This is a genomic window from Nocardia sp. NPDC050717 (assembly GCF_040654275.1).
In the GTDB taxonomy this organism is placed as follows: Bacteria; Actinomycetota; Actinomycetes; order Mycobacteriales; family Mycobacteriaceae; genus Nocardia.
This window is the reverse complement of the sequence record NZ_JBFAHR010000001.1, coordinates 423,240-435,820: the sequence shown is the minus strand read 5'-3', so window position 1 is coordinate 435,820 and position 12,581 is coordinate 423,240. Positions and strand designations below refer to the sequence as shown.

Annotated in this window: 12 protein-coding genes; 4 read left to right on the top strand and 8 right to left on the bottom strand. The window is 70.5% G+C overall.

The genetic code is table 11. The annotated features are described in order from the left end of the window. Window positions 1–103: 103 nt before the first annotated feature. The 5 genes from AB0H56_RS02225 to mftA form a co-directional block, all read right to left on the bottom strand. Window positions 104–1,471, bottom strand: coding sequence for a GAF domain-containing protein (locus AB0H56_RS02225; protein ID WP_357156218.1), 1,368 nt, complete (start codon window positions 1,469–1,471; stop codon window positions 104–106). Window positions 1,472–1,576: 105 nt separating this feature from the next. After that, window positions 1,577–3,115 carry a GMC family oxidoreductase N-terminal domain-containing protein gene (locus AB0H56_RS02220; RefSeq protein WP_357156217.1) on the bottom strand — a complete coding sequence of 513 codons (1,539 nt, stop codon included), beginning with the start codon at window positions 3,113–3,115 and terminating at the stop codon, window positions 1,577–1,579. A 10-nt stretch (window positions 3,116–3,125) separates the two neighbouring features. Continuing rightward, a complete protein-coding gene (mftF, locus tag AB0H56_RS02215; RefSeq protein ID WP_357156215.1) occupies window positions 3,126–4,523 on the bottom strand; it encodes a mycofactocin biosynthesis glycosyltransferase MftF in 1,398 nt (465 codons plus the stop codon). A gap of 140 nt (window positions 4,524–4,663) precedes the next feature. Beyond that, entirely contained in the window at window positions 4,664–6,157 is a 1,494-nt protein-coding gene (gene mftC, locus AB0H56_RS02210; RefSeq protein ID WP_357157811.1) for a mycofactocin radical SAM maturase, read from the bottom strand. A 2-nt stretch (window positions 6,158–6,159) separates the two neighbouring features. Continuing rightward, window positions 6,160–6,264: a mycofactocin precursor MftA gene (gene mftA, locus AB0H56_RS02205; RefSeq protein ID WP_110039645.1), complete on the bottom strand. Its 105-nt coding sequence runs from the start codon at window positions 6,262–6,264 to the stop codon at window positions 6,160–6,162. 199 nt (window positions 6,265–6,463) lie between these two features. On the opposite strand from mftA, the gene mftR2 reads away from it, so the two are divergent. Together mftR2 and AB0H56_RS02195 are read left to right on the top strand one after the other, a co-directional pair. Further along, window positions 6,464–7,102: a mycofactocin system transcriptional regulator MftR2 gene (mftR2, locus tag AB0H56_RS02200; RefSeq protein ID WP_233000858.1), complete on the top strand. Its 639-nt coding sequence runs from the start codon at window positions 6,464–6,466 to the stop codon at window positions 7,100–7,102. 37 nt (window positions 7,103–7,139) lie between these two features. Beyond that, window positions 7,140–8,195 carry a ferredoxin--NADP reductase gene (locus tag AB0H56_RS02195; RefSeq protein WP_357156214.1) on the top strand — a complete coding sequence of 352 codons (1,056 nt, stop codon included), beginning with the start codon at window positions 7,140–7,142 and terminating at the stop codon, window positions 8,193–8,195. 7 nt (window positions 8,196–8,202) lie between these two features. On the opposite strand, the gene AB0H56_RS02190 is transcribed toward AB0H56_RS02195, so the two are convergent. The 3 genes from AB0H56_RS02190 to AB0H56_RS02180 all read right to left on the bottom strand — a co-directional run bounded on the left by AB0H56_RS02190 (window position 8,203) and on the right by AB0H56_RS02180 (window position 11,338). Next, the gene (locus tag AB0H56_RS02190) at window positions 8,203–8,943 is read right to left on the bottom strand and encodes a DNA alkylation repair protein (protein ID WP_357156212.1); all 741 of its coding nucleotides are present in this window, start codon (window positions 8,941–8,943) and stop codon (window positions 8,203–8,205) included. Between the two features lie 283 nt (window positions 8,944–9,226). Beyond that, entirely contained in the window at window positions 9,227–9,991 is a 765-nt protein-coding gene (locus AB0H56_RS02185) for an aspartate/glutamate racemase family protein (protein WP_357156211.1), read from the bottom strand. Window positions 9,992–10,138: 147 nt separating this feature from the next. Further along, on the bottom strand, window positions 10,139–11,338 hold the full coding sequence (locus tag AB0H56_RS02180) for an FAD-dependent oxidoreductase (protein WP_357156209.1): 1,200 nt from the start codon (window positions 11,336–11,338) through the stop codon (window positions 10,139–10,141). 250 nt (window positions 11,339–11,588) lie between these two features. Here AB0H56_RS02180 and AB0H56_RS02175 point away from each other — a divergent pair, with 250 nt between their 5' ends. Further along, complete coding sequence (locus tag AB0H56_RS02175; protein ID WP_110039301.1) at window positions 11,589–11,945, top strand: SPW repeat protein; 357 nt, start codon at window positions 11,589–11,591, stop codon at window positions 11,943–11,945. Next, complete coding sequence (locus AB0H56_RS02170) at window positions 11,945–12,562, top strand: TetR/AcrR family transcriptional regulator (protein ID WP_357156208.1); 618 nt, start codon at window positions 11,945–11,947, stop codon at window positions 12,560–12,562. The genes AB0H56_RS02175 and AB0H56_RS02170 overlap by 1 nt, the downstream gene beginning before the upstream one ends. Window positions 12,563–12,581: the final 19 nt, after the last annotated feature.

Sequence of the window (12,581 nt, the reverse complement as noted above, 5' to 3'; positions counted from 1 at the left end):
GGCGTCCAGTATGTTCCGAACGGAACTCGCGACCTGGGCATGAGTGTGTGCCACACCACATCGGCGGCAAATGTGTGAGCTACCACACTTTCAGAACCGGAGACTATGAGCCGAAACGTTGCATCTGCGTTGCATCGGCACCGAGGCGCCGATCGAGCACCCGGATCTTGGCTTCGATCTGCGCATACAGGGGCGAATCGCGGTCGACCGTGGCGCGGTAGGCGGCCCATGCCGCGGCGTCGTCGCGGCCCTCTGGACCCGCGGTCCACCGGCGCAGCACGCCGGGATCGGCGGAGGCGAGCACGGCGGTGCGCAGACGCACCCGAAGCTCGTCGCGGATGTCGCAGATGCCCGGCGCGGACGAGCGCGGCAGCACCGGGCCCGCGTACAAGCGCAATGCGGATTCGATATCACCGGAGTCGAGGGCGGCCCGCAGGGCCTCCACATCGGTTGCGACATGGACCCGGAGACGGTATGGGCGGGAACCGACGGCCGCGGCGCCGACCACGGCACGCAGCCGCGACATCGCCGCGCGGATCGTGCCGTTGTCCAGATCGGTGTCGTCGAGCAGCAGCGCCAGATGATCGGCGCCGAGTCCCTCGGGGTGTTCGGCGAGCAGCAGCAGGATCTCGGCGTGCCGCTGCGACAGCGACACCCGCTCCCCCGCGACGCTCAGCTGCGGCTGCCCGAGGCCGAGCACCTCGAGCCCGAGCCTGGCCGGTTCGGCGGCGGCATCGGCGCGATCGGACCGCGCCGAGCCGCCGCTGTTGCCCGCGCGCATGGCCCGCAGCACCAGATCCATCTCGGCGGCGGTCGCCGCCGCCTTCACCAGAGCGAGGATCTCGGGCTTGGCCACCCGCATACCGCCGGCAATCATCAGAACGCCGATCAATCGCCCGTCCGGCTCGTGCACCGGCGCCGCCGCACCCGTGATCTGGTGCATGCGATGGAGGAAATGTTCGGGCCCGTGGATCCAGGTCGCACGCCCGGTGCGCACGACCAGACCGACGGCGTTGGTGCCGATGCGGCGCTCGCTGAGATCGTCGCCCTCGCGCAGCCCGATCTCGGCGGCCGCGGCGACCTGTTCGGGATGGCCGTGCACCGAGAGCACGCGGCCGAACTGATCGGCGACGGTGACGATGAGTCCCGCCCGCGCCGCGTCCTGGACCAGTAGTTTGTCGACCAGCGGCATCAGCACCGCGAGCGGATGAGCATCGCGATACCGTGCCAGATCGGCGCCGCGGAGACCGCGACCGTCGAGGACGTCCGCCGGATCGATACCGCCGCGCACACTGCGCAACCAGGACTCGAGCACGAGCGGACGCAACAGCCCGGCCAGCTGGGTCAGCTGTTCACCACCGGCGCTGAGAAAACCATGGGCCTGTGCGGCATAGGATTCCAGAGCCCCGAGCTGTGCGCCCGACTCCGTCACCTGCCGTGGGGGCCGCCCACCTGCAAGATTGCTGACCATTTGCCTTTCTTTCCCGCTACAAACTGTACCGGTGAGTTATCGGGCGACTCCCCAGAAGTGCGGGTTTGTCCGGCAGGTCACATTGTGGTAGCAGATGTCACGTCGTCACACCGCATGCCGCTCGGCTATCACCGCAGCCAGCAGCAGCACCGCGGCCTGTGGACCGCGCCGGATCGGCACCGGGAGCACGGACAGATCGGCGATCGTCAGGCCCTCGATGCCGTGCACCCGGCCACCCGCGTCCACCACGGCACGCGGGTCGTCGGCGGGGCCCATCCGGCAGGTGCCCGAAAGGTGTTGGGAGGTCCCCAAATGGGCGCGCAGCCAGTCGTCGTCGATCTCGCCGAGCGGTAGACGCAGGAGTTCGGCCGCGGTCCGGACACCGGCGCGAAGCCGGCCCCGGTCCCGTGCGGCCCTGAGGTAGCCCTGATCGATCCGGGCCGGGACCGCTGGGTCCGCCGAGACCAGGGTCAGTTGTCCTGGTGCGTCCGGCGTCATCAGCGCGACGCCCAGCCTGCGCAGGCCCGGGGTGAACATCGCGGTGTACGGACGCAGCTCGAGATCGTCCAGCTCCAGGACGTATTCGAGCGCGACCGTCGACCGGCCCGGTGCTGGTCCCGGGTATTCGATGCCGATCTCCGGATGGTCGGTGCACCAGGCGCCGACCGGCGCGGGCTCGACCACGGGAAGGCCGAGCGAACGCAGCAGCGGTTCGGGGCCGATCCCGGACCGCATCAGCAGCGCCGCGGATTCCACAGCGCCCGCGCAGACGATCACGTCGTCGGCGAAGGTCGTCCCCCGTTCCCTCCCCCGCGACCATTCGACACCGACGACGCGCGAACCGCGCAGCAGAAGCCGCGTCACCGTCGTCCCGCCGGTCACGGTCAAGTTGGACCGGGCCATGGCGGGATAGAGATGCGTGAGTGCGGGCCCGGCCCGTCGCCCGCCCGCGACGGCCAGCGGCACTCGACCGAAACCATCCGCGCGAGCGACACCGATACCCGCTCCCGGCGTCGATGGGCCACCGGCACGACGCCCCACCCATTCCGGGGGCGCTGCACCGAATTCTCGACCCACCTCGCGCGCGGGCGGCTCGGCGCGCACCTCGCATCCATGTGACGGACCCATACCAGCGGAAACCCCGTTGAGGTCGGCGATCTCCGCGAAACCCGCTTCCGCGCAGGAGTCGGCGAACGCGCGGCTGACCGGTGCCGGATCGGCGGTGCGCTCGACCGGGACCGGTCCGTGGGTGCCGTGGCCAGGCTCGGCCCCGAAATCACGGTCGGTCTCCAGGGCGGCGAAGAACGGCAGGACCGCCTCGTACGACCAGAGCGGGCTGTCGGCGGCGGCGCTCCACGCCGCGAAGTCGGCGGCGGGTGGGCGGATGAAGTAGCTGCCGTTCACGGCACCGGATCCGCCGATCAGCTTGCCGCGCACCAGGTTTCCCGGGTACCGCCAGACCACCGGGGACTCCGGGCCGACCGGCAGGTGGCCGGGGTCGAGCAGCGGCGCCGGGATCCGCGCGACCGACGCCCAGACCGGTCCTGCCTCCAGCACCAGGACCGTGTGGGCCGGGTCGGCGCTGAGCCGGGCCGCGACCACGCACCCGGCCGACCCGGCGCCGACGACGAGCGTGCTGGTCACCGCGGGGAACTCAGCGCGGCGGCACGTTCGGCTTGAGCGCCTCGAAACTGCGCGCCCTGAGCACGCCGAGCCACAGGCCGCTGCCGTAGGCGATGTCGTCGATCCGCTTGTAGGCGACGTAGCGCAGCGGGTCGAGGCCGCCGGAATCGCGGTGGGTGAACCAGTCGGCCAGTCCGTCGGCAAGGGCCATGGTGACGGCGATCTTCCTGATCCGCCGCGAGGCGAGCACCGCGAGCAGCGTCACCGGCCAGTAGTCCCGGCACATCGCCGAAGCCAGCCGCCACATTCCGGCGAAGTAGCCGCGCGCGAGATACACCGCCGCGATGCGGGTCGGGTTGTCGAGTTCGGCGAACACCCGCCGCATCCGCACCAGCGCCGTGGCCAGGGTGACCAGCCCGCCGAGCAGACCCCACTTGGACAGCGTCGCGAACAGCAGGCTCGCCAGCACGGTCCAGGTCGGCACCGACAGCGGCGAGACCATGCCACCGTGCCGCTTGCCCAGCGGCGCGGCGCCGGTGCCGTAGAACAGCTTTCGGCCGAACCAGGCGCGGAAGGCCACCCGGTGGTCGTGGGCGACGTGCGCGGCCGGTTCGTAGCGCAGCCGCCAGCCCGCCCGTTCCAGCCGCCAGCACAGGTCGACGTCCTCGGCCACCTGCATCGACTCGTCGAAACCGCCCTCGCCCTGCAGTGCCGCGCGCCGCGCGAGCAGCGCCGCGCTCGGCACGTACGAGACCACCCCGCGCGCGTGCACGGCCGATTCGCGCCTGCCCAGATCCAGCGAGGACCGCGTGTGTTCGTAGCGGGCCAGCGCGTTGGACTCCTTGTCGAGCGCGACGATGCGCGGCGCGACCAGCGCGACCTGCGGGTCGCTGAAATGCCCGAGCATCACCTCGAGCCAGCCGCTGCGCGGCACCACGTCGGAGTCGAGGAAGGCGACGAAGCCCGTTGTCGCCGCCCGCAATCCGGCGTTGCGGGCGGCGGCGGGGCCGAGCGGGGTGTCGTGCCGCAGCACCGTCACCTGTCCGCGGCCCTGCCTGGGCGGGATCCGCACCGGCTCGTCGGAGCCGTCGTCGACGACGATCACGTTGTGCCCGCGCAGGGTGGCGAGCAGCCGCATCAGCCCGTCGGCGTTGTTGTACAGCGGGATGACAACGGTGACGTCGTCGAGCGAGGGCAACAGCCGCGGCCGCGGGTTCGCGACGCCCGAATCCAGCAGGCGCCGCGCGACGATCGCGGACTTGGTATCGGTCACCTCCAGGTACCCGTCGCCGATGAGTTCGGCGGCCTCCGGGGCCAGGCGCAGCATCCGCGCGGGGGATCCGCCGATCAGGATCCGGCCCCCGGAAAATGCGCGTACCCGTGGATCGATCCGTACCCCGAAGCCGTCGGGCAGACGATCATGGCGCATTCCTCGCATGCTATTCGCACTCGCGCTCGCAGACATCATCACCCCACAAAAAAGGAGGAAAGTCCGCTAGAAATGCCGCTCTGACCGGTAACCGGACGCGTCAACAAGATCGGCAGCGCACTTTCGGCAACCGGCTCGGCCTACCCGAGCGGACTCTCGTTGCACGCCTTCGCGGGCGCCCGCTTCACGGTCAGCGGCAGCGACACGCGATTGCGCGCCCGCACCGGCCGCGAATGGTCCACCGCCGGGCGGGGAATCGTGCGCCCCGGCATGGCCAGCGCGGCCTCGCCGTAGCCCTGTACGCACTCCGGGTCGGGGCCGTTGGCGGGCAGTCCGGTGAAGAACTTGGCCGCCATGCAGCCGCCGCGGCAGGCGTCGTAGTGCGAGCACTTGGTGCACGCGCCGCCGTCGACCGGCTCGCGCAGTTCGGCGAACAGCTCCGAGTTCGTCCACACCGCGTCGAAACCACCGTCGGCGACGATGTTTCCGGCCTTGAACCGGTCGTGGATGGCGAACGGGCAGGCGTAGACGTCGCCCACCGGGTCGACCAGGCACACGACCCGGCCCGCGCCGCACATGTTCAGGCCGGGCAGCGCCGAACCGAAGGCGGACAGGTGGAAGAAGGAGTCGCCGGTGAGCACGCCCTCGCCGTTGCGGACCAGCCATTCGTAGAGCTCGCGCTGCTGCTCGGGCAGCGGGTGCAGCTCGTCCCACACGTCGGCGCCGCGACCGGACGGCCGCAGCCTGGTCAGCCGCAGGGTGGCGCCGTAGCGGTCGGCGATGGCCTTGAACTCGTCGAGCTGGGCGATGTTGTGGCGGGTCGCCACGACGGAGAGCTTGGCGTCGGAGAAGCCCGCGTTCGCCAGGTTCTCCAGCGCCTTGATGGCGGTGGCGTAGGAACCGGGCCCGCGGACCGCGTCGTTGACCTCGGCGTCGGCGCCGTCGAGGGAGATCTGCACGTCGACGTAGTCGCTGGCGGCCAGCCGGGCGGCGACCTCCTCGTTGATGCGAACGCCGTTGGTGGAGAACTTGACTCCCACGTGGTGGGCGGTCGCGTAGTCGACCAGTTCCCAGAAGTCCGGGCGGACCGTCGGCTCGCCGCCGCCGATGTTGACGTAGAAGATCTGCATGCGCTCGAACTCGTCGATGAGCGCCTTGCACTGCTCGGTGGTCAGCTCGTTCGGGTCACGACGGCCCGACGAGGACAGGCAGTGCACGCACGACAGGTTGCACGCGTAGGTGAGTTCCCAGGTCAGGCAGATCGGCGCGGCCAGCCCCGATTCGAAGCGGTCGATCAGCCTGCCGCCCTGGGTGGTGTCGGTGGCGGCAGGCATGCGCAGTGGTGACGCCTCGGTGACCGGGCCCGGCGCGGGCACGATCATGTCGGTGTCGGCCAGCTGGGCCAGCGCCTTGATGTGCGCGTCGGACACGCCGACGCCCTTGGCGCGCAGTGCCTCCCGCACCGAGGTGTGGGCCGGCAGCGCCTGCACCACGTCGACCAGGTCGCGGCTCTTGAGGAACGAGAGCTTGCGAGTGCCGAAGTGGTACAGCAGCGCACCGAAGGATTCCGGTCGCAGCGAGACCCTGGGGTGCAGGGCCCAGCGGGTGTCGAGGTCGAGCACGCCTGCCGCCATCGTCAGTACACGCCGCACATGCCGTCGATGCTGACCTCTTCGATCAGCGTCTCGGTGACCAGGTTCTCGTCGGTTTCGACGGTCGCGCGGGTGGGGTTCTCTGACATGACTTACCTCCATGGTGTTGCCGGTCACTTCGGACCATAACGTCAGTGACTGCCATAAAGGGGCGAAATCGAAAATTTCCCTCTCCCGCGTCCGGCGGCGCACAGCGCCCCGCCCGGGTCGGCCGCCCCTCTAGACTGCCCAGAGCAGGACGGAACCGGGCCGACACGGTCTGAGATGGCAGTAGAGGTGAGGCAGAGGTTGCGTAACCACGCAGGGGCGGGCAGCGGGGCGAATTCCACCCTCTCGGAATCGGAGATCGTCGAGGCGGCGCTGCGCGTCGTCCGGGAGGACGGGGTGGAGAAGCTGTCGATGCGGCGGCTCTCCCGTGAGCTCGGCGTCTCGCCGATGGCGCCGTACTACTACGTCGCCGACAAGCGCGAACTGCTCGACCTGGTCGCGAGCGCCGCGCTGGTCGGGGTGCGCAAGCCGGCGCGCGAGTCGGGACCGTGGCAGCAGCGCCTGCGCGATCTGATCGATCAGATCGACGATAGACTGCGCAGGCATCCCGGCCTCGGCGACATCCTGCTGGAACAGATGCTCGGCAAACAGCTCGACCTGATCGACGCTGTGATGGAGATCCTGTTCGACGCGGGGTTCAGCGACCGCAACGTGCTGGCCGCGTATGCGACCATCCACACCTACCTGTTCGGCCGCAGCCGGGTGAACCCGCGCGACCGTTCCGCCCCCGCTGACGTGCTGTTGCCCGAGGCGGTGGCACGGGCCACGAAGTACATGGCGGACCTGCGCGGCAAGTACTCCTACGACTTCGGGATGGAGGTGCTGGTCGCCGGACTCGAGGCACAGCTTGCCCTGCAGGCGCGTCCCGACCTAGCATGAAACTGAAACACGTTCTAGTTTTGTTCGAGAGGACGACATGACCACAGTCGAGGTTCCGCACGGTTCGCGCTCGGTGGTGCTGCGGGTCGCCGCGGTGATCGCCGAAACGGCCGACACCCACTCCGTGGTCTTCGAGGTGCCCGCCGACCTCCGTGAACGCATGAAGTACACGCCGGGCCAGTTCCTGACCCTGCGCATCCCGAGCGACCAGACCGGCTCGGTCGCCCGCTGCTACTCACTGGCCAGCTCGCCGTTCACCGACGACCTGCCCAAGGTGACGGTCAAGCGCACCGAGGGCGGCTACGGCTCGAACTGGCTGTGCGACAACATCTCCGCGGGCGACCAGATCGAGGTGTTGCCGCCGTCGGGCGTGTTCACCCCGAAGAACCTGGACGAGGACCTGCTGCTGTTCGGCGCGGGCAGCGGGATCACGCCGGTGATGTCGATCCTGAAGTCGGCGCTGTCGCAGGGCTCGGGCAAGATCGTGCTCGTCTACGCCAACCGCGACGCGGGCTCGGTGATCTTCGCCGAGGAACTGCGCGAACTGGTGGCCAAGCATCCCCAGCGGCTCAGTGTCATCCACTGGCTCGAACCGCTGCTCGGCCTGCCGACCGCCGACATGCTGGCCACCCTGGTGCGCCCCTACTCCTCGTTCGAGGCGTTCATGTGCGGCCCCAAGCCGTTCATGGACCTGGTGCACGACGCGCTGGCCACCCTCGAGGTGCCGCGCAACCGCACCCACGCCGAAGTGTTCAACTCCCTGGCAGGCGACCCGTTCGCCGATCACGCGCCGGTGGAGATCAGCGACGAGGAGGCCGCCGACGCCGCCACCGTCGAGGTGGAACTCGACGGCCAGGTGCACGAGCTGTCGTGGCCGCGCAAGCAGACCCTCGTCGACATCATGCTCGACAAGGGCCTCGACGTGCCCTACTCCTGCCAGGAGGGCGAGTGCGGATCGTGCGCGTGCACCGTGCTCGAGGGCAAGGTCGAGATGGAGAACGCCGAGATCCTCGACCCCGAGGACATCGAGAACGGCTACATCCTCGGCTGCCAGGCGCGGCCGGTCACCGATCGCCTGAAGATCCAGTTCTGAGCGGGGTTCAGCGCATCGCCCGATAGGCGGTGCGCTGCTCCGGGGTGAGCTGTTCGACGGCGTAGCTCAGGGCGGTGCGGCCCAGCTCGGGCGCGTGCGCGTCGAGGAAGTCGGTGAGCAGCGTCGGGTCGTCGCGCTTGCCGATCTCGCGCAGCATCCAGCCGAGTGCCTTCTGGATCAGGTCGCGGCGGTCGTCGAGCAGCAGCAGGGCCAGTTCCAGCGTCGTGCTCGGATCGCCCGCCTTGATGAAGGCGAAGGTGGACAGCAGCGCGACCCTGCGCTCCCACAGCGAATCCCGCTGCGCCAGTTCGAACAACAGCGCGCGGTCCTTGTCCAGCAGCCAGGCCCCCACGACGTGCTCGGCGGAGGAATCCACCAGGTCCCAGTTGTTCACCCGGCCGCGGCGCACCGCGTCGAGATAGAACTCCACCATCTCCGCGCGCGCCCGCTCGTCCCTGGTGCGCGGCTTCGACGCGGCGGCGAAGCGGGCGTTCAGGATGAACAGCGCGGCCAGGCGCTCCTCGTGGACCGGGCTGTCGAGCAGGTCGCCGATCTGCTTCAGCGGCAGGGTGGTGAACCGCTTGGCAACTCTGCGCGTGGCGGGCACGCGGACACCGAGGAAGACATCGCCTTCGCCGTATTCACCGGGGCCGGTCTTGAAGAACCGTTGTAGATGGATCGCGTCGGCCGGGTCGGCGTGTTCGGCGAGTGCCGCACGCACCTGCGCGGCAGTGGGTTCCCCGGTCACTGCCCTACCTCCGATCGACGAGTTGCACTGGCAGTGTCATTCAACACCGCGGTACCGACGGATGCGGGTCGCATGGCACGCGCCGGGTCTGCCCGGCCCTGTCGCACTCGTGTGTGCGGGGCCGGCGTCGACGGGGTCCCCGGCGGATGCGGTCACACGGCCCTCACCGGATCGACCCGGACCTGCCGGGCACGTGCGTGCGCGGGCCCGCGTCGACGAGTTCCAGGCGGACGCGGCCGCACGGCCTCGGTCGCGCTGCAAGCGGTGCCTGGCCGCTGTGGGGCTATCGGGCGGTGGCGCCGAGGAGGCGGCCGGAGTCGAATGTCGCGGCGCTGGCGGGCAGGTCCCCCGGCCTGCCGCTGGTGCGGACCGTGACCGTGCCGGTACCCGTGGTGGGGCGGCCGAGTTCGTCCATCTTGCGGATCGTCTGGGCGGCGACCGCCTGAGCGCTGTCGAACAGGCGCACGCCGTCGGGCAGTGCCGCGACGATGGCATCGATGACCAGTGGATAGTGCGTGCAGCCGAGGACCACGCCCTCGACGTCGGCGGGGGTGCGGGCGGCCGCGTCGGCGATGGAGTCGGTGATGGCGGGCAGGTCGCCGCGGTCGATGGCGTCGGCCAAGCCGTGGCAGGCCACGCCGACGACCTTCGCGTCACCGGCGAAGCGGGCGATCAGGTCGGCCTGGTAGCGGCTGGCCGTGGTCGCGGCCGTCGCCCAGACCGCCACCGACCGGCACTGCGCCGCCGCGGGCTTGATCGCGGGCACGGTCCCGATCACCGGCACCGACTCACCCACCTCGGCACGCACCTGCGCGAGCGCGGTCACGCTGGCCGTATTGCAGGGCAGCACAATCACTTCGGCGCCGAGTTCGAGCGCCTGTCGCGCCGCCCCCAGCACCCGGTCGACCACCCAGTCCTCCGGCTTGGGCCCCCACGGCGCGCCATCGGGGTCGAGCAGCAGCAGCAGATCCGCGTCGGGCCGCAGCTTGCGCAACCAGGCGGCCGTCGGCAGCAGGCCGAGGCCGGAATCGATAAGCGCGACGATCACGCCGTCCACCGTATTACAGCCCGACGAACACCCCGGCCCCGCCCACATCGCCACGTGACGCACCGCCCCGCCCGCGCGCGGGCGAACCTGCCGCCGTCACCACCGAGCCTCGCCCGCGGTCGAACGAGCGGGGCCAGGCCGCAGGGGTCAGCCCGCCGCGGCGAGGAGGTCGGCGACGGGGGTCTCGGTGGCCAGTTTGGCGCGCAGCTTCATCACCTGGCCGGTCAGACCGGCGCCGAGGACGGCGGTGAGGATGCCGTCGCGGGAGTAGTAGGCCAGGAACTTGCGGCCGTCGTCGGTGACCACGGTGACGTCGTCGGTGGGCGAGGGGGTCCCGAGGGCCTGGATCTTGACGTCGTACTGGTCGCTCCAGAAGTACGGCACCCTGGCCGCGGTCGGGGCCGCGCCGCCGAGCAGCGCGGTGACCAGCAGCTTGGCCTGCTCGCCCGCGCTGGTCCAGTGCTCGACGCGCTTGCGCTCGCCGCTGTCGTGCTGCCAGGCGGCGACGTCGCCGACCGCCCACACGCCCTCGGCCGAGGTGCGGCCGACCTCGTCGGCGAGCACACCGCCGCCGTCGGCCGGTTCGGCCAGTTCGATGCCGGAACCGGCCAGCCAGTCGGTGACCGGGACCGAGCCGACCCCGAGGACCACCAGGTCGGCGTCGATCTCGGTGCCGTCGGTGAGCAGCGCGCCGCGCACATGCCCGGCATCGTCGGCGCGCAAGGTGTCGACGCCGACGCCGCAGCGCAGGTCGACCCCTTCGTCGCGGTGCATCCGGGCCACCAGGCCACCGATGCGCTCGCCGAGCACCGAGGCCAGCGGCGTCGGCTGCGGCTCGATCATGCTGACCGCGATCCCGGCGGCCCGGAAGCTGGCGGCCAGCTCACAGCCGATGAAACCCGCGCCGATGATCAGCGCGCGGCCCGCGCCGTCGAGTTCGGCGCGCAGGGTCTCGGCGTCCTCGTGGGCGCGCAGCACGTGCAGACCGGCGACCTCGGGCAGCCCGGGGAGTCTGCGCGGCCGCAGACCGGTCGCGATGATCAGCTGGTCGTAGGCCAGCGTGGAACCGTCGGCCAGGGCGATCGTGCGCGCGGCGGTGTCGACGCCGGTGACGGCGGTGCCGAGGCGCAGCTCGATGTTCTTCTCCGCGAAGAACTCCGGCGGGCGCAGCGTGGTGTCGTCGGTCTCGCCGCGGACGAACTGCTTCGACAGCGGCGGGCGGTCGTAGGGCGGGCGCGACTCGTCGCCCAGCAGCACGACGCCGCCTTCGTACCCGGCTCGGCGAAGCTCCTCCGCCGTGCGCAGGCCCGCCAGGCCCGCTCCGACGATCACGATGGGCGCGCTCATACGTGTGTCCTCTCGGCATGTGCGGGGTCGTCCGAGCTCGCGCGAGCCATCGCCGCCGGCGACCGGCCGCCCATGCTGTGTCTCTGTGTCGGGGGCCACTACGGCCCCCAGATGTTTGTACCAGTGCGCCCGGCCACGAGTGATACCCACGTCGCAACCCAACCGTGCCGATTCCGATGTCGACCGGGCGGTCAATCAGGAGTAGACCGAGGTCAGCAGTATTTTTCGTCTCATCGAGGAGGCATCCCCCATGTTCACCGACAGCCGCGCACAGGATTTACTCGCCGTTGTGCTCGGCGCATTCACCGCGTTGTCACCCCTGTGGGTCGACACCAATGACAACGCCCGCTGGAGCCTCATCGTGCTCGGCGTTCTCATCGCCGCGACCGGGTTGATCCAGATGGCGAGGGCGAGCATGTCCAGCGCCGACTACGCGATGGGCCTGTTCGGCGTGCTGCTGTTCATCTCACCGTGGGCGATGGACTTCACCGCCTTCCGCGGCGCGTCCTGGACCGCCTGGGTCGTCGGCGTGGTCACGGCGGTGGTGGCGGTCGCCGCGCTGCCCGCGATGAACGAGCGCCTGCACAAGATGGCTCCGCATCACTGATGCCGGGCCGACGCGCCGGGCGCCGCGACGCGAGACGCGATGGCGACGCCCGGCAACTCATTCTGGATGCCGCCGAGAACCTGTTCGCCGCGCAGGGTTTCGACGCCACCCCCACCGCGGCGCTGGCCGCGGCCGCCGGGGTGCCCAAGGGGCTGGTCTTCTACTACTTCCCCACCAAGAACGCGATCCTGTCCGCGCTCATGCGCGAGCGGGTGCCGGATCAACCGATCGACGACATCGCCGCGGTGGTGGCGCCCGGTGATCCGGCCGCGAGCCTGGTCAACCTCGACACCGCGATCAACCTGCGCGACAACCATTCCTCGGTGCTGCGGGTGATCATGTGGCGCGAGGCCGACACCCATCCCGATGTGCGGCGCAGGCTGCGCGGCCTGCGCGACCAGCTGCTCGACGCCACCGCGCGGGTCCTGCAGGCCAGTGTGCCCACCCCGATCCGCCCGAGCACCCTGCACGCCTGCGCGGCGGCCTGGGTCTCGGCCATGTTCGCCATCGCCAGCACCGATCGCCTGCAGGCGCTGGACGGTATCCCGTTCCCCAGTTCCGAGGACCTGCTCGACGTCGCCCAGGTCGTGGCGGCCGGAATGACCCAGCTCGGTTGACCCTGATCGATCTCCGGGT

Bases quoted from the DNA above. Each gene is read 5' to 3' on its own strand.
- AB0H56_RS02225 (WP_357156218.1), bottom strand. From the start codon at position 1,471: ATGGTCAGCAATCTTGCAGGTGGGCGGCCCCCACGGCAGGTGACGGAG.
- AB0H56_RS02175 (WP_110039301.1), top strand. From the start codon at position 11,589: ATGTTCACCGACAGCCGCGCACAGGATTTACTCGCCGTTGTGCTCGGC.
- mftC (WP_357157811.1), bottom strand. From the start codon at position 6,157: ATGGCGGCAGGCGTGCTCGACCTCGACACCCGCTGGGCCCTGCACCCC.
- AB0H56_RS02195 (WP_357156214.1), top strand. From the start codon at position 7,140: ATGACCACAGTCGAGGTTCCGCACGGTTCGCGCTCGGTGGTGCTGCGG.
- AB0H56_RS02180 (WP_357156209.1), bottom strand. From the start codon at position 11,338: ATGAGCGCGCCCATCGTGATCGTCGGAGCGGGCCTGGCGGGCCTGCGC.
- mftA (WP_110039645.1), bottom strand. From the start codon at position 6,264: ATGTCAGAGAACCCCACCCGCGCGACCGTCGAAACCGACGAGAACCTG.
- mftF (WP_357156215.1), bottom strand. From the start codon at position 4,523: ATGCGCCATGATCGTCTGCCCGACGGCTTCGGGGTACGGATCGATCCA.
- AB0H56_RS02170 (WP_357156208.1), top strand. From the start codon at position 11,945: ATGCCGGGCCGACGCGCCGGGCGCCGCGACGCGAGACGCGATGGCGAC.